We start from the raw sequence: 19,993 nt of genomic DNA on the forward strand, positions 1-19,993 counted from the left end.
GATAAGTAGGGAGAATTATGATGCAAGGACACAATCCGTCTCGGCGTTTGTTTCTACGCTATTTTGTCGGTGGAACGGTTAGTACGATTGCCCTTAGCTATTGGTTCCCCAAAACTAGTCGCAGCCAAGAGCCTGACCTGGAAACACTTTGCTCGCTATTTCCGCTCAATTCTCGTTGCGAAACCTACTTGCCGGGCGTACAAGCACTGGATCAGGATGAGGTTCCCATCGGGGTGAGCGCTCTGCTGACGCAGGCGCAACCGGGCGATCGCGTCCTTGCCCTTGGCTTAGAAAGAGAGTCTTATCTGGTGATCGATGCTGGCCCGGAAATTGCAACCTACGGTATTAGCAGCGTGTGTACCCACCTTGGCTGCACGGTCGATTGGGATGCAGAACGCGATCGCTTTGTGTGTCCCTGTCATGGCTCAGAATACGATGATCAGGGACGAGTCACCGAGGGGCCAGCCCGCAGACTATTGGAACTAGTTACGGTGGTTGTGAAACAGGATCAAGCCCGACTGGTTCAGCAAGCCCCAGCCATTGACCCTCGTGAACTGTCAGGTTCTACAAGGTCATCTGCTCCGCAGTAAGGCTGGCTCAACATATCGGTTCGTTGCGTGCCGCGATCGCGTTTCTCTGTGGTCATCGAGAATTGACTACACCGCTTCGGGTTGCAGGGCGAACACCCAATCTCGCAACAGCGCATTGACTTGCTCTGGCACCTCATCATGGGGACAGTGGCCTGCTTGCAAATAATGCTCGGTGAGTTGGGGGTAATACTGACGGAATTTAGCACCGCGCGATCGCGCATCCATCCACGGGTCGCCTTCGCCCCATAGCAACAACAGCGGGCGATCGAGCTGATTGAGCAAAACATCAATGGTTTCTCCCCGGGGAGATTTGAACACCGATGCAAATACCTTAGCCGCTCCCGGATCGCACGACGGGCGATAGATTTCTTCTACCAGTTGATCGGTAACTGCGGATTGATCTAAATAGACGCTTTCTAGCGTTTTACGAATTATCGAGCGCTGGCGGGCGTATTGAAACAGCAAAAAACTGGGTAACGGCTGTAGTAAAACCGATCGAACCATCTTGCCAAACAGCTCTTTTGCTGGGTCGGGCTTTGAGGTCAGTTGCAGGTCGGTAAAGGGGCCAGCACTGTTTAGCAAAACCAGCCCAACCGCCGATTCGGGTCGCTGGGCGGCTACACACAGCCCCGAATACCCGCCAAGGGAATTGCCTGCTAAAACGGCAGGTCGTCCAATTACCTCGGTAATGAAGTGATGTAGCTGATCTCGCCAAAGATCGCCACTGTATTGCCAATCGGGTTTGGCCGATCGGCCAAATCCTAACAAGTCGATCGCCCACACTTCAAAATGGGTGCTGAGTTCTGCAATATTCTTACGCCAGTGGTCTGTCGAAGCGCCAAACCCGTGGATTAGCAGCAGGGGCGGATGCTGTGGCTGTGGCTGCCCTGCTTTGACGTAATAGATAGATTGGTTTTGCCATTGCCAGTAAGCTCCCGTTGGAGCGGCTGCGGTGGTCTGCATAGCGCGGTCAAAAAGCTCCAGGATGTCGAAAATGAGAAGTAGTGTAAAGCACTATTAATCATCCTATCGCGATCGCCTGGTTAGTTTGGGGTGAACGGCCATGACATACGGCTCACCGCTTTTTTCGCACGCAACAAAAATCCTACTCGCTGTGGATGATACAGTTGCCTAAACTTCTCATATTTGATTCATCCCTTATCTTCCCTAGCGTTCCGTTATGGTAGCCCGCAAGCGTCCGACCAAATCTGTGTCTCCGACTGTTCTTCGCAGAAATCGCTGGTTTGAGCGGATTATGGCCGCGATCGCCCTTGCCAACTTCGGGCTGGTTTTGTTCGATCTCAGTTACATTCCGCTGCGCGATTTTTATTTGACCCAGTTTCCGGGGTTCACCCGCTGGTACGGAGAGCAGTTCAAAGGGATAGAACCTAACCGCCAAACCGAGTCTTATCTGCAAGCCGTGACGAAGCTAGATGAGCAGGTGGCTTTAGAGGGGCTAACCTCCCCCAACACAGAAGCGCTGCTGCTGCAACTGCGGAGCCGCAGCGAGGCAATGATTGATGAAGATCCGTTTGAAACGGCCAATAAATCGGGCTTACTGGAACGCATTAAACAGCGGATGCGCGATCGCATCAGAACCACCACCGGAGAAGACCTTGAATCATCCAAGCAAGCGTTTGACACCTTTTGGAGTGATGCTTATCTGAGGCAGCAGGGCTTTCGGCAAGAGATGCTCTTTTTTGAGCAACGAGTGCGACCGCTGATTGAAACCAACTACTTTCGCAACATCGGGTTTGATGGCAGTCCTTTGAACCGATTTATCCTAATTGATATCTGGTTTATTGGCTTGTTTGGGATCGAGTTTCTTGCCCGTACCTGGTATCTTAGCCGTCGATACAGCGGCACTAGCTGGTTAGATACAATGCTCTGGCGATGGTATGACGTGCTGCTGTTGATTCCTTTTTCGTTGTTTCTGCCATCGTGGGCGCTGCTGCGGTTGATCCCGGTCATCATTCGCATCAACCAGTCTAATCTAATTGACCTGGAGCCGCTTCGTAACCGCATTACCCGTGGAATTGTTGCCAATATTGCGGTTGAGCTAACCGAAATTGTGATCCTGCGGGTGATCGATCAACTGCAAAACCTGATTCGCCAGGGAGACATTACTCGGGCGTTGCTGCATCCAGAAACGGCTCCTCGGTATATTGATCTCAACGATATTGACGAGGCCAGCGCGATTTCCCAGCGGCTCTCTGCCACGCTGATTCATCAGGTTTTACCCCAGGTAAGACCTGATATTGAAGCTTTGCTGCACCATAACGTTGTAAACACGCTACAGGGCTTGCCAGGATACGAAGGGATTAAGCATGTTCCAGGGCTGAACACGTTGCCCGATCAGCTTACCAAGCCGCTTGTCTCTCAACTCTATCAAAGCTTTTACGGCGTGCTAACTGAATCCATGCGGGATGAAGTGGGGGCACAGCTTGCCCAACGCCTGTTAGAAAATGTGAGCAAGACCTTTCGCACAGAAATTCAGAAAGATGATGCTGTGCAAGAGATTCAGTCTCTGATAACCGTATGGCTGGATGAGGTCAAAATCAACTACGTTAAGCGGATTGCCGAAGAGGATGCCGATTTGCTGCGCGAAAAAACTCAACATCTTTACGAAATCACCCAGGGAAACAACAAACAAGTTGTGTAAAACCAGTCGGCCTGCCCGTAGACCTTTAAAACAGCCTCTAACTAGTCGAACCCTGGTTAACCAAAACATTGCCCTGAAGCGGCGGCAAACGTTCTGTTCTTGCCTGTGGCGACCCGCTCGAAGTTGACCGCAACTCGACTCGAAATAGATGCGTTAAACTGGGGTGGCCTGGAGTTATGTTACTCCAGGGTGATGTCTCAGGACATCATTTCGTCTGAAGTGGGTCGTCGCCCACTTTTTTTGTTTTCTAAACCTGCACTCGCTGTTTTAGCTTTGTAGCAGAAGATGGCTCATCCGGTAGTTGTACATGTCATTGATCTGGCAACGCCTGTTGCCGAAACGCTAGGTCTAGAAGTCGTTGGGGCTGTGTTTCAGACCAACCAGAGTCCTCCTGTTTTGCGGGTAGACATTCGCAATCTCCAGCAAGATACCAGCTTGGATGACTGTGAGCGTATGAGTCGATCGCTGGAAGCGGCTCTAGATGAGGTAGAGCTGATGCCCGACGCATATGTTTTAGAGGTGTCCAGTCCTGGTATTTCCCGCACGATCGCCACCGATCGCGAGTTTATTTCGTTTAAGGGCTTTGCCGTCATTGTGACAACGGCAGAACCGTTTGAAGGAAAAACATCCTGGGCTGGTCAACTGATTCGGCGAGACGATGCTGCTGTTTATCTCAGCCAGAAGGGAAGAGCGATCGCCATTCCTCGCGATCAAATCAGCAAAGTGCAATTAGACGAACAACGTTAAACGTGGGGGCTAACCAAGAGAGACGAAGAACAACTGCTGTTCGCCACTGGCCTTAAAGTCTTCTGCCTCCTTAAGTCTTTACTGTCACCGCCGTCAACCCACTGCTATTAACGCTCACTCCACTAAAACTTCATATTTCAAGACTCCCAGAGGTTCCTTCTATGTCAATGGTTACTTTACCCGGACTGCAGGAGATGATCGACGGCATCAGCCGGGAACGAAATCTACCCAAACATGCAGTTCAAGCCGCACTCCGAGAAGCGCTATTAAAGGGGTACGAGCGCTATCGACGAACCCATCGTCCGGATAGTTCAAGCTTCGACGAAGAGTATTTCAAAAACTTTGAAGTGGAGCTTGACGTTGAAGACGAAGGATTTCGCGTGCTGGCAACCAAGACCATTGTGGAAGAGGTTGACAACCCCGATCATCAAATTGCGCTGCAAGAGGTTCAAGAAGTCGCGGCGGAAGCGCAACTTGGGGACACGGTTGTGTTAGATGTCACGCCCGACCAGGGCGAGTTTGGACGCATGGCCGCCATTCAAACCAAACAGGTGCTGGCGCAGAAACTGCGCGACCAGCAGCGCAAACTGGTGCAGGAAGAATTTCAGGATCTAGAAGGAACGGTGCTACAGGCCAGAGTGCTGCGATTTGAGCGGCAGTCGGTGATCATGGCGGTGAGCAGTGGCTTTGGCCAGCCTGAGGTGGAAGCCGAGTTGCTGAAGCGCGATCAGTTGCCCAACGATAACTACCGCGCCAACGCCACATTCAGGGTATTGCTGAAAAAAGTCTCCGAAGGCTCTCATCGGGGGCCACAGCTTTTAGTGTCGAGAGCAGATGCTGGGTTGGTGGTTTACCTCTTCGCCAACGAGGTACCCGAAATTGAAGACGAGGTCGTGCGGATTGTAGCAGTTGCACGGGAAGCAAATCCGCCGTCTCGCTCGGTTGGCCCCCGCACCAAGATTGCCGTGGATACCCTGGAGCGAGATGTTGATCCGGTTGGAGCCTGTATCGGGGCGCGAGGTTCACGCATTCAGGTGGTGGTTAACGAGCTTCGAGGCGAAAAAATTGATGTTATTCGCTGGTCACCCGACCCGGCAACCTATATTGCAAATGCCCTGAGTCCGGCGCGGGTCGATGAAGTGCGCTTAGTAAACCCAGAAGAACGTCAGGCGCATGTCCTGGTGCCCGAAGATCAGTTGAGTTTGGCGATCGGTAAAGAAGGGCAAAATGTTCGCCTTGCGGCTCGTTTGACCGGGTGGAAAATCGACATCAAAGATGCAGCCAAATACGACTACGAAGCTGAAAACCGCAAAATAGAAGCGCTAGCAGAAGAGCGTCGCCGTCGTGCAGAGGAGGAAGCGGCTTGGGAAGCCGAGGAATTAGAGGATGAACTAGAGGACGAACTAGAGGACGAACTGGATGAAGAGTTAGACGAGTCCGAGGAGCTAAACGACCCAGATGAACGGGATACCGCAGATTTAGACCCGGTAACGGCTTCAGGGACTCTGGACTCGCCCGAAGTCATTGACGACAGTGATGACAGCGATGACGCGGTTGCTAACTCGGATGGCTTTGGGATTGAAAGTGCCGATGCCGTCAGACGGCCTCAAGGGTAGTCCCAGTCATGGGAGCAGCACTATCATAGTGGCTATAAATGAGGTGCGATCGAGCCATAACTCGCTTGCGGTTCTATGCCTTTGGTGTGTCTGCTTCCTGCTGCTCCCGTTATGAAACCAAACTACCGTCGTTGCATTAGCTGCCGTAGAGTTGCCCCCAAGCCAGAATTTTGGCGAATCGTGCGATTGTTCCCCGATCGCACGGTTCAGCTCGATCAGGGAGCGGGGCGAGCCGCTTACTTGTGCCCCACGGCAGACTGTTTGCACCTGGCTCAAAAGAAGAATCGACTGGGGCGATCGCTAAAAGCCGCTGTGCCCAACACGATCTACGAAGAACTAGGGCAACGGTTATCCTCAACCAATACGGCAAGCCCCCCCAATTCGGTCGCCAATCCGTCTGGGGCAAAGCAAGTCTAGTCGTCAAAAAAGCGTTATCCTGGACTTAAAGCCAAAGTCGATTAACCTTAAAATCGTTGATGAATCTATCTAGAATCAAACCATTCACTCCAAACCAACCGCCTGATAATTCTGGAGTTTGTTAAGAAGCACGAGATCGATGCGGATCTAGAAGATAATGTCGCAGAAGATATACTTCTGGTAGGAAATGCATCTTTGTTCGTTCGATACTTCAGTTTTAACGTGCGTAGTAAAGCAATATTAGGGTTAGATTCAATGCGGAAATGGGGCAAACGCTACAGAAAAAAGCATACTGTTGAGTTTGTGGGCAGAAACTGCCCCCCATTTTTCTAAGATTCGTGCAAGATGATATAGGAAGCTGTTTCCTAATCAAAGGAAGCTGTTCAATTCCTGGAACGAAATCGGCAGTGCATGCCAGCAACTTTTTATCTCTGCCTATGCGGCGTCAATACCGTAGTGTTACCAGAGTAAGTTAGTCGAGTGTAGTTTCATCAAGGTAGAGCAGGTCATTATGTGAAAACCAGTCGGAACGAAGAGGGAAGAGTGGATGAACAACGGCAAAGTCAGAATTTACGAGTTATCGCGAGAATTAAATTTGGACAACAGAGACATATTGGCAGTTTGCGAACAATTGAATATTCCAGTGAAGAGTCACAGCAGCACTATTACAGAAACTGAGGCCGCTCGGATTCGAGATGCTGCCGAGAAGTACGTGCCCAGCCACTCCTCCTCTAGCAAGCCGACCCAGTCGTCCCACGCTGCTAGTACCCAAAGTAGACAATCCAAAACTCAGCCACCTGTGAAGAAGCAGCAGATTTTAGAAATCCGCCGAAATCGCACCGTTGCCGAACCGCCCAAGCGCCCTGAGATGGAAGCGACTCCACCTCAGCCTGCTCCACCTGCACCGTCGGCTCAACATACAGGTCAATCTGGTCAGCCTAGTCAATCTGCTCGTCCAGTTCGACTCAACGCGCCCAGCCGAGTTGGCCAACCGGATGTATCCAGCGACATCGCCGCTACCGTTGAAGCGCCAGAGATGCCTTCGAACCTGGTTGACCCCGAGCAGACAGAGTATCTGATCGATCATTCAACTGAACCAACCGCAGAAGAGTTGCAAGGTTCGCCTGAGCTAGAAATGGCCGAAACGGCTGTGGATGAAGACGATTCATCAGAATTGGAACTGGTGTCTCCACCCGTTCGACCTGTTTCTCCCAAGCCACCCGACAGCGCTCAGTTCAGCCCACCCGTTAGCCGACCTATCCTGAGACGGCCTAAAACTGGATCTGATGAACCTCAAGGGGGCGGCAATGGAGCGCGATCGCCTGAGAGAGCGCCGGCTGAACCCGTTGAAATGCGGGTTAGACCTGTACGCAACGACGATTCATCTCCTCGTAGAGAAGAGGTCTCTCTCAAGCCAAAACCCTCCATCGAGCTACGGCACAAACCGGTGCGTCCGGGTGCCAGAACCAGTACAGACGAAGTCGATACGGCCTCACGATCCACCTCACCTGAGCCGCCAGTACCCGGTGGCGAAGGGGTAGAACTGCGCCGCCCAATTTTGCCGCGTGTACCGAAGCGCACCAAAGACTGGGAGGAGGAGGAAGACGATCAAGAGGCACTACAAAAAGCCAAAGCGCCTGCGAAAGCGAAGCGTCGCGCTCAACCCGTTATTGACGACGACGAAGACCTCGTTGAGTCGCTTGGGGAAATCGATCTGGAGGACGATTCAGACGATGACGATCGCGAGCCTACCCCAGTGCAGGTGAGCTTATCCTTGGCTCGTCCGGCAAAACCCAAAAACCGGATGCCCCAGAGCAAACCAGCATCTACACCTGCTGCGCCAAAGCGGGGCGGTCGTTCGGGCAGTTCTGGAGAGTCATCCAGGGGGTTCCGTCGCGATCGCCGACAGGAAGAAACCAAACAGCGTCCCGAAGAGTTGACGTTGACGGGAAGCCTGACGGTTCACGATCTGGCAGAAGCGCTGGCAGTCCAAGAAACCGAAATTATTAAGACTCTCTTCTTTAAAGGAATTGCTGCCAACATCAACCAGATTTTGGACATCCCAACGGCTGCAATGGTTTCGGAAGAGTTTGGTGTCGAAGTGAAGACGGGTCAGGCTGAGGCTGAAGCCAAGAAAATCACTGAAATGCTGGACGAAGAGGACGTAGGCCATCTGCAATATCGTCCTCCGGTGGTCACTATCATGGGTCACGTTGACCACGGTAAAACTACACTGCTCGACTCTATTCGCAAAACCAAAGTGGCTCAGGGTGAAGCGGGCGGAATTACGCAGCATATTGGTGCCTACCATGTAGACGTTGATCACGATGATGAAACCCGGCAGGTTGTGTTCTTAGACACCCCCGGTCACGAAGCGTTTACCGCGATGCGGGCACGAGGAGCGCGAGTCACTGATATCGCTATTCTGGTGGTCGCGGCTGATGATGGTGTTCGGCCTCAAACCATTGAGGCAATTAGCCACGCAAAAGCGGCTGAAGTGCCGATCATCGTAGCGATCAACAAAATTGACAAAGAAGGCGCTCAGCCTGAACGGGTCAAACAAGAGTTGACCGAGCATGGCTTGTTGTCGGAAGAGTGGGGCGGCGACACCATTATGGTGCCTGTGAGCGCTATCAACGGCGATAACCTGGATACGCTGTTAGAAATGATTCTGCTTGTGGCCGAGGTGGAAGACCTGCACGCCAACCCCGATCGCCGAGCCAAGGGAACTGTGATTGAGGCCCACCTGGATAAAGCTAGAGGCCCTGTTGCAACCTTGCTCATTCAGAATGGAACGTTGCGGGTGGGTGATGTTTTGGTAGCAGGATCGGCCTTCGGTAAAGTTAGAGCCATGGTCGATGACCGGGGTAAGCGGGTTGAAATTGCTTCTCCATCGTTTGCGGTTGAGGTGCTTGGCCTTAACGACGTTCCTGCCGCCGGAGACGACTTTGAAGTCTACCCCGAAGAGAAGGAAGCGCGGTTGCTGGCTACAGGCCGCAACGAACAACAGCGTCAGTCTCGCCTCCAGCAGCAAATGGCATCTCGTCGGGTGTCGTTGAATACCATTTCGGCTCAAGCCCAGGAAGGCGAGCTGAAGGAACTTAACTTAATTCTCAAGGCAGATGTACAGGGATCGGTCGAAGCGATTCTCGGTTCCCTGCAACGGCTACCGCAGAATGAAGTTCAGGTGCGGGTGCTTCTGGCGGCTCCGGGTGAAGTTACTGAAACGGATGTTGATTTAGCGGCGGCCAGTAATGCGGTCATCATTGGGTTCAACACCACTCTGGCCAGCGGTTCCCGTCAGGCGGCCGATGCGGCTGGCGTTGATGTTCGTGACTACGACATTATCTACAAGCTTCTGGAAGATATCCAGGGTGCAATGGAAGGCTTGTTAGAGCCTGAAATGGTAGAGGAGCCGCTTGGCGAAGTCGAAGTTCGAGCTATCTTCCCGCTAAACAAAGGCGCTGTTGCCGGTTGTTATGTCTTGTCGGGTAAGGCAATCCGTGATTGTCGATTGCGGGTGCGTCGGGGCAAGGACATTGTTCACGAAGGCGGTCTCGATTCGCTTAAGCGCGTGAAAGAGAATGTCAAGGAAGTGAATGCCGGATATGAGTGCGGTATTCGCCTGGACAACTTCAGCAACTGGCAGATCGGTGACATCATTGAAACCTACCGTCTGGCAACGAAGCGGCGGACGTTATCCGCGTAATTCACCAGATTCTCCTTAACCAGGAGTTGCTTAATGAATAGAGACGCTGTAGTACAGCGTCTCTATTTTTGTTGAACACTTTGTTGCACACCCAGCCCTGGCAGGTCGTTGGGCAGGAGGCAGCCATTCTGCACGATCGCGCCCTCAAATGGGTCGTCAGTCAGGTTGAGATGGCTATCCAGATCAAGGTAGTCAGCAAAGGGAGCCAGTTGAGCAGCGGCTGTATTGGCTAAAGTGCTATCTGAATAGCAGCCATACATGATTTGGAGGCCGCAGGCTTTTGCCGTGCTGATCATGCGTCTGGCTTCGGTTAAGCCTCCAGATTTCATCAGCTTGATATTGATACCGTGTACCCGGTCAGCCAGTTGCGGAATATCGCGGCTGGTAAAACAGCTTTCATCCACAAAAATGGGTAAGGGCGATCGCTGATACAGTTGCAGCAGGTCGGCCTCTTGCCCTTGCGGTAGTGGCTGCTCGATATAGGTGACGTTTTGTGCCGCTAACCAGTGGCTCATGCGAATGGCATCGGCTAAACTCCATCCTCCATTGGCATCAACACTAAAGGTAGCATCCGAGGGAGCCTCTGCTTGAATAGCCGTCAGCATGGCCTGATCGGCCTCAATACCAGCAGGACTGCCTAACTTCACCTTAATCGCTCGGACGGAGAGAACCTGTTGCCAGTCTCGAAGCCGCTGCTGGGCGGCGGCTGGTGTGTTGATGCCGATGGTGACAGATGTGGGTACGATCCGGCTGCGATCGCCTCCCCACAATTTCCATAGCGGTAAATCGACTCGTTTTCCGAGCCAATCCTGCACGGCCAGATCGATCGCCGTTCGTGCCGCCGAAGGCAACTTCAGGGTATGGACTGTGTGTTCAATCTGCTGCTGATCGAACGGAGACAACGCTTCTAGAGCCGTTGCGCTTTGCCGAAGGGCATCCATTAACAGCTCAACCGTCTGGGGTTCCTGCCCAACCGAGAAGGGCGAGGCTTCCCCCCATCCTTCTAAACCGTCGTGTTCCAGAATCAGCCAGAGGTTTGTCGATTTGGTACTGGTTCCCCGGCTGATGGTGAGCGGAAACCGCTTGTGAACCGTAAAGGGGTGAACGTGAATTTTCATAATGTGACAGCGTATAGTTCTACCAATCAGGTTCTTAACCCTGGCTGCATCAGTCTTTGATGGTGCCTTGTCGCTAGTTAAAGCCGATCTATGCAGAATAGAACTCAAAAAACACTCAGACGGTTAGAAATTTCCAACAAATTGCCGTCCGGGTCGCGCAGATAAACAGAGCGGATTGCGCCTGTTGCGCCTGTTCGGCTAACGATCCCGGTTTCCAGTTCAACTCCGCAAGATTGAATATGGGTGACAACTTCGGGTAAGGGCATGGTTGTGATGAAGCACAGATCGGCTGAGCCAACGGTGGGATGATGCGCTTTGGGATCAATTTCGTTGCCCAGTTCATGCAGGTTAATCTTTTGTTGCCCAAAGTGCAGTGCTTTGCGATCGTCGCCAAATGTAACCACGTTCATGCCCAAAACTTGCGTGTAGAACCGACAAGTGGTCTCAATGTTTGAGACGGTCAAAACCAAGTGGTCAAGCCGATCGATGTGCATTCCCTCTAAACCTATGGCAACGAAGAGACTAAAACAGTTCGACCCTGTGGGATGAAGTGCGATGCCCCACTGGTAACAGAGTGCTCAGAGTGGAACGCTGGCCTGCTACACTGCAAATCGTTGTAGAAATTGCTGAATGCCTGATGCTACTGATTTAGCTGATGATTCAAGCGATCGGATTGATGGGATCGGCATCAACCGTTTCGCGGTTGGTTTGGCCTGCAATTTGCTTCAACGTCAACGATACTAAACTGAATGGGTCAACTTTTTTTGGATCAGTGCGTCTGTAAACGGGTAAGCGATCGCTAATGCTGCACGCTTTAGCAGGATTCTATCAGGTGTCCTGCTGAATCTACCGTTGCTTTCTCGCCAGTGACTTGTTGATTACTGCACGATTTTCCTGCTTGAGGTTGCATACGTTGAAGGATTTTGCCTATAGCCGCTGGTTCCATCTATTGGTGCTGCTAATTTGGATTGCAGTGGGAACGGGCTTCCGTTTTGCTCAGCTAACGGCAAAACCACCCTGGACTGATGAGTTTGCGACTCTGGTGTTTAGTTTGGGACACAGTTTTACGACCGTTCCTCTGGATGCGCCGATTTCGCTGGAGGAACTGATGCAACCGCTGCAACCCAGTCCCGCTGCGGATAGCAATGCGGTCATTCACTATTTGTTTGCTGAAGATGTCCATCCGCCGTTTTACTTTGTGGTGGCGCATTGGTGGATGCGGCTGTTTGCGCCCGAGAACGGCCTGGTATCGCTTTGGGGAGCACGATCGCTACCGGCTCTGTTGGGAGTTGTTTCAATTCCAGCCATGTTTGGCCTGGGCTGGCTGGCATTTCGTTCTCTGTTGATCGGGCATTCTATGGCGGCCATCATGGCTGTGTCGCCCTTTGCCATTTATCTGGCTCAGGAGGCTCGTCATTACACCCTGGCTATTTTGTGGGTCATTGGCTGTTTGTGCTGCCTCTGCTTTACAGTACAAGCCGTTCAGCGGCGGTCGCCTGTACCCGTGTGGGTGGGCGGGCTGTGGATTGGTGTGAATGCGCTGGGGTTGGCGACCCATCACTTCTTTTTGCTAACCCTTTGTGCGGCGGCATTGGTGTTGCTTGGTTTTGGCGTTGTTCAATTTCGCGACGATCGGGCTGCATTATGGCGATCGCCCTGGCGACGAGTCTATGCGATTGGGATTGGCACTGCCGTATCCAGCCTGATCTGGATTCCGCTCTGGCAGAATATTCGCAGCCACGATATTACCCAGTGGATTCAAAGTGACGAGCGATTCAACTTTCTGAGTCTGCTCAACCCGATTGTTCAATCGCTGGCAGCCTGGATCACGATGCTAGTGTTGTTGCCCGTTGAATCTAGCTCCATTTTCGTCGTAATTTTGGCGGGGCTGGCAATGGGGTTGTTTTTGATCTGGGTGGTGCCGTTGCTGTGGCAGGGGCTACGCAGCCAGCGATCGCAGCCACAAGTAGGGCTGGGAATTCAGGTTCTGGCAGGCTTTAGCCTGGGGGCGATCGCACTATTCTTCCTGATTACCTATGGCTTAGGTACCGATTTAACCCGGGGCGCACGCTATAACTTTGTTTATTTTCCAGCCGTCGTTGGGTTGCTGGGCATCGGTCTGGCCGCTCTGTTGACCCACTGGTCAGCCGTTCGGCCTACCTTAACGGCGGCTGAAGCGCCGCTTCAGCCACGCTCTGCGGCATCTAACCCTGACGCTAATCGAGGGCTAAAATTACCGACGGGTTTCAATTGGAGAGGCATCAAACAAGCGGCTTACCCAAAGGACGGTCGGGTGGCGGTGCTTGTAGTTTGGGCGATCGGCTGTCTCAGTAGCCTAACGGTCGTTGCCAATTTGGGGTACCAAAAATACTATCGACCTGATCTGCTGCTGCCCCTGATTCAAAATCAGTCGTCTGTGCCCGTGTTAATCGCAACCACTCACAACACGCTGGTACAAGTGGGTGAGATGATGGGAATTGGCTGGCAAGTGCTGCAACGCCAAAACTCTACTGCTGCCAATGCGGCCATGGCGTCACGTTTGCAGGTGCAGTTTTTGCTAGCGCATCAACCTCAAGCGGTCTGTATGCAGGATTGCGTAGCCACCGAAACCCTGGAAACGGCGATCGCTGAAAGTTCTACTCCGCTGGACGTTTGGTTAGTGAATTTTCAGGCTCCGGCCAGTTCGGTAGACGCGCGATGCGTGCTGGATTCTGCTCCCAGCCTGTATGTGAGTGGCTACGGCTACCAGCTTTACCATTGCCGAGAAGGCGATCGTTAATTGCGATGGTTGCTGCCATACCGTACCAGTGTCCCCGTCCATTGCAACTTTTCGCGCAGCGTTTGGTAGTACGAATAGTTTTCGCGCAAAATAATGAACTGAGCCTGAGCCGTAGCCATGCGAATATCAACCCGCTGTCCTGGCCAGATCGATGTGGCTAACACACCGTCCATCCATAGCTTGGTAGATAGATCGCGATCGACCAACGGCCAGACGCTCACGACCGAACCGGGCGGAATCACAATAGGGCGACTGGACAAGCTCATCGAGCAGATGGGCGTAATGATGATGGATTCCATCCCAGGATGCATAATCGGCCCACTTGCCGCCAGGGTGTAAGCCGTTGAGCCAGTCGGAGTAGACACCACCAGCCCGTCTCCCTGGTACTGGTCTACAAATTCTCCGTCGATCTCAATTTCTAAAATAGAGGTGACCATGCGATCGGCTGAGGCGGGCTTAACGCACATGTCGTTCAGTGCCAGAAAGCGATCGCTCATCGGCTCCAAATTGGTGCGATGCCCCTCAAACGTGGTTGCCTGCAACATCATCCGTCGCTGCACGGCAAATCGATCCTCTGCCAATCGAGTCCACACCTGCTCAAAATTTTCGAATTCTTCCGGCGATTCTGTTAAAAACCCCAAATGGCCGCCGACATTTATCGCAAGAATCGGAATGCCATCTGGGGTTAATTGTCTGGCTGCCGCTAAAGCCGTCCCATCGCCACCTAACACGATCGCCAGGTCAATGGGCTGCGTCACAGAAGCTAGAAAAACCGGATACGGATTGTCCTGAGGACCGCTAGGGCCAACCAAAACCCGACACGAGCGGTCTTCCAGTTGCTTCGCACACTGCTCTGCCCAGCGCTTGCTGAGGGAGTCTCCGGCTTTATAAACAACAATGGCCTGATTTAATTGCACTCCCTCACCGCTTTATTTGCTACCACTTCAACAGGTTAAATTGTTCCATATCTACCGTATCGCGGTTGCGATAGATAGAGAGGACGATCGCCAACCCCACTGCTGCCTCGGCTGCTGCGATCGTAATTACAAACACAGCAAAAACCTGCCCTTTAATTTCAGCCGGATCGAGGTAGTTAGAGAAGGCCATCAAATTAAGGTTAACCGAGTTGAGCAGCAATTCAATTGACATCAGCACTCGAATCGCGTTGCGGCTGGTGACCAGGCCGTAAATGCCAATGCAAAACAAAGCCGCGGCCAACAAAAGAAAGTATTGGAGTTGCATAGACGTAATCTGAACAGGTTCTTAACAAGTCGCACGGGTTTAGGCGTTTTGGTCGGGGGGAGAAGTGGTCGTGGTTCGCTCCAGGCTGCCGGGTGCAGTCGCAACCAATTCACGAGGCCGCTCCGCTAGCGTGAGCACAGGCCGCTGCTTGGCAGGAAGCTGCTCGTCAGGAACCAGCTCGCGACGCGCTAGCACGATCGCGCCAATCAAGGCCATGAGCAGCAACACCGAAGCTAGCTCAAAAGGCAACAGATAATCTGTAAAGAAGTGTCTGCCGATCACATAAATCGCCTGATCGCCAGCGATCGGCCCCGACGAAATAGCCCAGGGTGTCGCCAAAATCATCGTACTTAGCAAGGCAAACAGTCCGGCACAAACCGAGGCCGTGGCGGCTCGTCCTAACCAGACATTGCGGAGCGGTACAAAATCCTGTTGCTTGTTTACGAGCATAATCCCGAACAGGATCAGCACGTTGACCGCTCCCACATAGATCAGAATTTGAGCAGCCGCTACAAATCCAGCGTTGAGCAAAACATACATGCCAGAAATGCTGACAAACACCGCGCCTAGCAAAAAAGCAGAATACACAATGTTTTCTAGCAAGACGACGCCCAGAGCAGTGGCGATCATCATTGTTCCTAACACAATTAGCGAAACGAGTTGAACTCCATCTGCTAAGTTCACAGCTATTCAGTCTCCCTCAGGGTCATTACAGGTCAGGTGAGCACTTGTGAACAGGGTAGAGATACGGCTCAAAGAACCTGCTCAGCTAAGCCCTTTATCTCTATTTTTTAGCGTCTTCTTTCTTTGGCTCGTCTTTGGCTGACTGGCGTTCTAGCTCCTCCACAATTTCCTCTGGTAGTTTACCAGCCCGACGAGAACCTGGGGGCAACCCGTGCGGATCGAGAACACCCTTGGGTAAGTAAGCGAGTTCTCGCATGGGTTGAACCATTGGATCTTGGGTCACTTTGTAGGGCAACCGTCCCAGGGCAACGTTGTCAAAGTTTAACTCGTGGCGATCGTAGGTTGATAGTTCATACTCTTCGGTCATCGACAGACAGTTGGTTGGGCAGTACTCAACGCAGTTGCCGCAGAAGATACAAACGCCAAAATCAATGCTGTAATGGTTCAGCTTTTTCTTCTTGGTTTCTTTGTTAAATTCCCAATCCACAACGGGCAGATTGATGGGGCAAACCCGAACACACACTTCGCAGGAAATGCACTTGTCGAACTCGAAGTGAATGCGTCCCCGATACCGCTCTGAAGGAATGAGCTTCTCGTAGGGGTATTGAACGGTAATGGGACGGCGCTGCATGTGGTCAAACGTAACGGATAACCCTTGACCAATATATTTCGCCGCTTGAACCGCTTCTTTGGTGTAGTCGCTAACTTGCTTGAGAAACTTAAGCATCTTGTCTTCTAGAAAATGAAGGACAACAAGGGATAGAGGTTAGTGACATGCTGCGCTCAGTCTTCATTTTGGCAAATTAACCGCCAAAAGCGACAGGAAATGTCAGCTTGAGAGCGGCGGTTAGCAGCAAGTTGACCAGCGAGATGGGCAGCAGAAACTTCCATCCCAGGTCGAGCAGTTGGTCAATACGAACGCGAGGCAGTGTCCAGCGCAGCAGGATCGCCAGAAAAATTAACAGATAGGCTTTGAACACCGTCATGACGATACCCAAGGCTCCAGTCAGCACTTGTAGCCAGGCGGTTGTTTCGCTAACGCCAATCCAATCGGCGATCGCACCCACAGGAACAAGAAACTCCCACCCGCCCAGATACAGCACCGCAAACAGCAGTGCCGAAAGAACCAGGTTGACGTATGAGCCAAGATAAAACAGCCCAAATTTCATGCCTGCATATTCGGTCTGGTACCCTGCCACCAGTTCCTCTTCTGCCTCTGGTAAGTCAAACGGTAGGCGTTCACACTCTGCCAGGGCTGCAATCCAAAAAATCAGAAATCCGATCGGCTGTCGCCAAATGTTCCAGCCTAAAATACCAAACCCAGCCTGTTGCTCAACAATGTCAACCGTACTGAGCGAGTTAGACATCATTACGATCGCCAGCACCGATAGCGCCAGCGGAATCTCATAGCTGATGGATTGAGCCGCCGCCCGCAGCCCTCCCAACAAAGAATACTTGTTGTTTGAGGAATAGCCCGCCATCAGCAAGCCAATGGGCGCAATGCTAGACAAGGCGATCCAGAGGAAAATCCCGATCCCCAGATCGGTAATTTGCAGGTTATGCCCAAAGGGCACAATCAGGAACGACAAGAAAACAGGAATGACGACAACCGCAGGCCCCAGGGTAAACAGCCAGCGGTCAGCCTTCATTGGAATGATGTCTTCTTTGAACAACAGCTTAAGCCCATCGGCAACCGGAATCAGCATTCCCAAAGGGCCAGCATATTCTGGTCCAATGCGCTGCTGCGCTGCCGCTGAGATTTTACGCTCCAGCCAGGTTGTCACCAGAACGGCGACCGTCGCGCCCACCAGAACTACCAGCATTGGGAGCGGAATCCAAACGACTTTGGCAACTCCTACAGGTAAACCCAGGTCGGTCAATACCTGAACAAAACTTCCTTGTAAATCAATTCCTGGATTCATGGTTTTCAATAGCGTTAACTGATAAGGCATTCACAGTCCTGGATACTCAATCAAATTGACAAGCCCTAAAGCCGACATGGGGGCAAAGGTACTGGTTTCAGCGTCGATCGCGATCGCCACTACCGTGTTTGATGCCGTCAACCTGAATGGGTATTGCCTAGAGGATACTCTGGTTTGTGAAACGGTATAAATTCAACTCCGTTGACGCTAGGCAACATCCCAGTTTGTGAAGATTCTTCACTAACCACCAGCTTCAGTATACCGCCGCTGGTTTTTACAACGGTGTCAGTCATTTAGAAGAAATTCTGTTGAGCCAGATAAGCCAGGATGAACGGTTGGAAACTGGCCGGAATGAACGTACCGCCGATGGCACGACATAACCTGCTCGTTCTTCCTGTTGGTTGCAAATTGAGTGGCTGGCTGAACGAATAAACTTGAGCCGCGAAAAAATTGACTCAATTTCAGTTACATCGGTTATAAAATAGTGCAACTTATCTAGAAGTCTGGGTATATTGAGAGCTATTCATCCATTGACCTGCTAAGGGGTTCAACCCTGGCAAACCGCCTGGAATGCGTATCAATTGGCTTAGGCTCTCTTCTATACCGTTGAGGTCAGACCTGCTGTCTGGATCGGCGATCGCACTCAGAAGGGTTTTGCTGTCAAGTTCAGTGCCTCACATGAGTGAGCTAATTCGTCCCCTTGCCGACTGCTAGCAATTAAAACTGTGCTGATTCCTAGCTTCCCTGAATGTAGTCACTCCCTGGTTAAGTCCCTGCATCATTACAGCGACCACGAGTTGCTGACTTTATTTCAACGCCATCCCGATACAGGGCAATATTTTACGGCTATTTTTTGTCGCTATAGCCCAATTGTTTATACCCTGGTGCGGCATTCGGCGCGATCGCCTGTGCAAGCAGATTATCTGTTTGCCACGATCTGGCGGCATGTTCACCGCGAACTGAGCGGGCTAGATTTGCGCCACTACGCGCAAACCCAGGCAGAACCGGGTCAGCTAACGTTGCAAAGTTGGCTGATTAACATGACGGCCTATTGCATCAACACAGCAGATTTGCCCTCGGTTGAATCGATTCACTACTCGCTTCAGGCGGCTTCACCGCCGCTGTGGTGTTACGTTGAACAAGCGTTAGACCAGTTAGCTCCGGTGCAGCGGCTGATGATCTTGATGGCGCAAACGTTTCGCTGGAGTGAGACTCGAATTGCCGCCTATCTCCAGGCCGAAGGCGAAGCCATTTCCCCGGCAGAAGTGCGGACGCAATTGCAGGTTTGCTATCAGCAACTTGAGCGGATCTTGCCAGATGACATTCGGGCGATCTACTTACAGCACTCGGTTGCTAATCATCCGTCGGCCTATGACGATGAGTTGGATGTAGACCCCTTAGAACATCGGTTTGAGGAAATTCTATGAACGGCTGGCGACTGGTTGCGCTGGTGACTGTCTCTGTGTCTGGTTTGGCGATCGCCCCTATCCCCGGTGGCATGTTTGACCGCGCCAATGCGCTGGAATTTAACTCACCGTCTACTTCCCTGGGTGGTGAAACCGCCAGCCAACGCAGCGAAGCCGATCGGTTGATGCGGTTGGCCAGTGAGCGGCAGTCGGTTGGAGCGTCTGAAGAGGCTCTGGGGTTGTGGCAAGAGGCGTTAGATCTGTATTCTCGTCTGGCAGACTTTGCGGGAATGGGTCGCGCTTACGATTATTTGGGGCTAACCTTTGCCGATTTAGGCCGATATGCTGAGGCGGAGGATGCGTTGCGGCGGCGCTTGGCGATCGCCCGCGACGAACAGGATTTTCAGGGGCAAGTGTATGGCCTCAACAATTTGGGCACCGTGTTGCTGCATCGGCTCAATCCGCAATCGGCTCAAGCCTTGTTTTCTGAAGCGCTGACCATTGCGCGGCAAATGAACCATTCCAGTGGGCAAGGATTGTCGCTTAGCAACCTGGGGCTGGTGGCCGCTAGCTTGGGACGTTACGACGATGCTATTGAATATTATGAGGAGGCGGTACAGTTGCGGCGGCGAGCGGGCGATCGCAGCGGTGAGGTTAATACGCTCAATAATCTGGCAACGGTGTATCTCAACGCCAATCTTCCCATTGATGCATTGCGGGTATCGCTCACGGCGCTGGATTTTGCTCGATATCATGGCGATCGCCCCAATCAGGTGCGGGCAATCGATAATTTGGTTGCTGTTTACACCCTTAGGGGGCAGGATCAGCAGGCACTAGAACTGCTTGAACAGCGGGTACAACTGACTGATCGGCGCGATCGCCAGCAACAACTGATTAGCGTTCGGTCGTTGGCTGAGGCGTATCGGCGCACTGGGAACATGACGGCCGCACAGGAAACGTACCAGCAGGCGATCGCGATCGCCCAAGAGCTACAAAACCATCGAGCCGAAACGGAGTTACGCGCGCGGTTGGGAAGCCTGGTTCTAACCACCGCTCGTTGACAAGATTGCCAGGTTGGCCTGTTTGGTGAGGGCTATCCGG

18 protein-coding genes are annotated in these 19,993 nt (G+C 52.3%); 10 read left to right on the forward strand and 8 right to left on the reverse strand.

The annotated features are described in order from the left end of the window. Positions 1–17 precede the first annotated feature (17 nt). Complete coding sequence (locus tag IQ268_RS03560) at positions 18–590, forward strand: Rieske 2Fe-2S domain-containing protein (protein WP_228035057.1); 573 nt, start codon at positions 18–20, stop codon at positions 588–590. A 66-nt stretch (positions 591–656) separates the two neighbouring features. Here the strand turns inward: IQ268_RS03560 and IQ268_RS03565 are convergent, their stop codons facing one another. Beyond that, entirely contained in the window at positions 657–1,553 is an 897-nt protein-coding gene (locus IQ268_RS03565) for an alpha/beta fold hydrolase (RefSeq protein ID WP_193875620.1), read from the reverse strand. 247 nt (positions 1,554–1,800) lie between these two features. Here IQ268_RS03565 and IQ268_RS03570 point away from each other — a divergent pair, with 247 nt between their 5' ends. The 5 genes from IQ268_RS03570 to infB all read left to right on the forward strand — a co-directional run bounded on the left by IQ268_RS03570 (position 1,801) and on the right by infB (position 9,741). Next, positions 1,801–3,252 carry a hypothetical protein gene (locus IQ268_RS03570; RefSeq protein ID WP_193875622.1) on the forward strand — a complete coding sequence of 484 codons (1,452 nt, stop codon included), beginning with the start codon at positions 1,801–1,803 and terminating at the stop codon, positions 3,250–3,252. A 285-nt stretch (positions 3,253–3,537) separates the two neighbouring features. Continuing rightward, entirely contained in the window at positions 3,538–3,999 is a 462-nt protein-coding gene (rimP, locus tag IQ268_RS03580; protein ID WP_193875626.1) for a ribosome maturation factor RimP, read from the forward strand. Between the two features lie 161 nt (positions 4,000–4,160). Then, a complete protein-coding gene (nusA, locus tag IQ268_RS03585) occupies positions 4,161–5,615 on the forward strand; it encodes a transcription termination factor NusA (protein WP_193875628.1) in 1,455 nt (484 codons plus the stop codon). A gap of 111 nt (positions 5,616–5,726) precedes the next feature. After that, positions 5,727–6,032, forward strand: a complete 306-nt coding sequence (locus IQ268_RS03590; protein WP_193875631.1) for a YlxR family protein — start codon at positions 5,727–5,729, stop codon at positions 6,030–6,032. Between the two features lie 547 nt (positions 6,033–6,579). Then, positions 6,580–9,741 (forward strand): translation initiation factor IF-2, encoded by a 3,162-nt coding sequence (gene infB / locus IQ268_RS03595; protein WP_193875633.1) that lies wholly within the window; start codon positions 6,580–6,582, stop codon positions 9,739–9,741. Positions 9,742–9,803: 62 nt separating this feature from the next. Here infB and IQ268_RS03600 read toward each other — a convergent pair whose 3' ends face one another. Both IQ268_RS03600 and IQ268_RS03605 read right to left on the reverse strand, forming a co-directional pair. Next, positions 9,804–10,859 carry a dipeptide epimerase gene (locus IQ268_RS03600; protein WP_193875634.1) on the reverse strand — a complete coding sequence of 352 codons (1,056 nt, stop codon included), beginning with the start codon at positions 10,857–10,859 and terminating at the stop codon, positions 9,804–9,806. 104 nt (positions 10,860–10,963) lie between these two features. Beyond that, positions 10,964–11,353: a VOC family protein gene (locus IQ268_RS03605; RefSeq protein ID WP_193875636.1), complete on the reverse strand. Its 390-nt coding sequence runs from the start codon at positions 11,351–11,353 to the stop codon at positions 10,964–10,966. A gap of 419 nt (positions 11,354–11,772) precedes the next feature. On the opposite strand from IQ268_RS03605, the gene IQ268_RS03610 reads away from it, so the two are divergent. After that, entirely contained in the window at positions 11,773–13,638 is a 1,866-nt protein-coding gene (locus IQ268_RS03610) for a hypothetical protein (RefSeq protein WP_228035058.1), read from the forward strand. Here IQ268_RS03610 and IQ268_RS03615 read toward each other — a convergent pair. The 5 genes from IQ268_RS03615 to nuoH all read right to left on the reverse strand — a co-directional run bounded on the left by IQ268_RS03615 (position 13,635) and on the right by nuoH (position 17,486). Beyond that, positions 13,635–14,555 (reverse strand): NAD(+) kinase, encoded by a 921-nt coding sequence (locus IQ268_RS03615; protein ID WP_193875641.1) that lies wholly within the window; start codon positions 14,553–14,555, stop codon positions 13,635–13,637. The two genes, IQ268_RS03610 and IQ268_RS03615, sit on opposite strands and share 4 nt — an antisense overlap. A 19-nt stretch (positions 14,556–14,574) precedes the next feature. After that, the gene (nuoK, locus tag IQ268_RS03620; RefSeq protein ID WP_193875643.1) at positions 14,575–14,880 is read right to left on the reverse strand and encodes an NADH-quinone oxidoreductase subunit NuoK; all 306 of its coding nucleotides are present in this window, start codon (positions 14,878–14,880) and stop codon (positions 14,575–14,577) included. A gap of 39 nt (positions 14,881–14,919) precedes the next feature. After that, positions 14,920–15,564, reverse strand: a complete 645-nt coding sequence (locus IQ268_RS03625; RefSeq protein WP_193875645.1) for an NADH-quinone oxidoreductase subunit J — start codon at positions 15,562–15,564, stop codon at positions 14,920–14,922. 100 nt (positions 15,565–15,664) lie between these two features. Continuing rightward, on the reverse strand, positions 15,665–16,291 hold the full coding sequence (gene ndhI / locus IQ268_RS03630; protein WP_193875647.1) for an NAD(P)H-quinone oxidoreductase subunit I: 627 nt from the start codon (positions 16,289–16,291) through the stop codon (positions 15,665–15,667). A 76-nt stretch (positions 16,292–16,367) separates the two neighbouring features. Further along, positions 16,368–17,486, reverse strand: a complete 1,119-nt coding sequence (gene nuoH, locus IQ268_RS03635) for an NADH-quinone oxidoreductase subunit NuoH (RefSeq protein ID WP_193875859.1) — start codon at positions 17,484–17,486, stop codon at positions 16,368–16,370. A gap of 55 nt (positions 17,487–17,541) precedes the next feature. Between nuoH and IQ268_RS32720 the strand changes: the two genes are divergently transcribed. The 3 genes from IQ268_RS32720 to IQ268_RS03645 all read left to right on the forward strand — a co-directional run bounded on the left by IQ268_RS32720 (position 17,542) and on the right by IQ268_RS03645 (position 19,953). Then, the gene (locus IQ268_RS32720) at positions 17,542–17,676 is read left to right on the forward strand and encodes a hypothetical protein (protein ID WP_255527137.1); all 135 of its coding nucleotides are present in this window, start codon (positions 17,542–17,544) and stop codon (positions 17,674–17,676) included. 535 nt (positions 17,677–18,211) lie between these two features. Next, a complete protein-coding gene (locus tag IQ268_RS03640) occupies positions 18,212–18,913 on the forward strand; it encodes a sigma-70 family RNA polymerase sigma factor (protein ID WP_193875649.1) in 702 nt (233 codons plus the stop codon). Continuing rightward, the gene (locus IQ268_RS03645) at positions 18,910–19,953 is read left to right on the forward strand and encodes a lipopolysaccharide assembly protein LapB (protein ID WP_193875651.1); all 1,044 of its coding nucleotides are present in this window, start codon (positions 18,910–18,912) and stop codon (positions 19,951–19,953) included. Before IQ268_RS03640 ends, IQ268_RS03645 begins: the two co-directional genes overlap by 4 nt. Positions 19,954–19,993: the final 40 nt, after the last annotated feature.

It is taken from the genome of Oculatella sp. LEGE 06141 (assembly GCF_015207605.1).
GTDB lineage: Bacteria > Cyanobacteriota > Cyanobacteriia > Elainellales > Elainellaceae > Oculatella.

Excerpts from the sequence above, each read along its gene's own strand:
- IQ268_RS03560 (WP_228035057.1), top strand. The coding sequence starts at position 18 with ATGATGCAAGGACACAATCCGTCTCGGCGTTTGTTTCTACGCTATTTT.
- IQ268_RS03565 (WP_193875620.1), bottom strand. The coding sequence starts at position 1,553 with ATGCAGACCACCGCAGCCGCTCCAACGGGAGCTTACTGGCAATGGCAA.
- rimP (WP_193875626.1), top strand. The coding sequence starts at position 3,538 with ATGGCTCATCCGGTAGTTGTACATGTCATTGATCTGGCAACGCCTGTT.
- nusA (WP_193875628.1), top strand. The coding sequence starts at position 4,161 with ATGTCAATGGTTACTTTACCCGGACTGCAGGAGATGATCGACGGCATC.
- IQ268_RS03590 (WP_193875631.1), top strand. The coding sequence starts at position 5,727 with ATGAAACCAAACTACCGTCGTTGCATTAGCTGCCGTAGAGTTGCCCCC.
- infB (WP_193875633.1), top strand. The coding sequence starts at position 6,580 with ATGAACAACGGCAAAGTCAGAATTTACGAGTTATCGCGAGAATTAAAT.
- IQ268_RS03600 (WP_193875634.1), bottom strand. The coding sequence starts at position 10,859 with ATGAAAATTCACGTTCACCCCTTTACGGTTCACAAGCGGTTTCCGCTC.
- IQ268_RS03605 (WP_193875636.1), bottom strand. The coding sequence starts at position 11,353 with ATGCACATCGATCGGCTTGACCACTTGGTTTTGACCGTCTCAAACATT.
- nuoK (WP_193875643.1), bottom strand. The coding sequence starts at position 14,880 with ATGCAACTCCAATACTTTCTTTTGTTGGCCGCGGCTTTGTTTTGCATT.
- ndhI (WP_193875647.1), bottom strand. The coding sequence starts at position 16,291 with ATGCTTAAGTTTCTCAAGCAAGTTAGCGACTACACCAAAGAAGCGGTT.
- nuoH (WP_193875859.1), bottom strand. The coding sequence starts at position 17,486 with ATGAATCCAGGAATTGATTTACAAGGAAGTTTTGTTCAGGTATTGACC.
- IQ268_RS03645 (WP_193875651.1), top strand. The coding sequence starts at position 18,910 with ATGAACGGCTGGCGACTGGTTGCGCTGGTGACTGTCTCTGTGTCTGGT.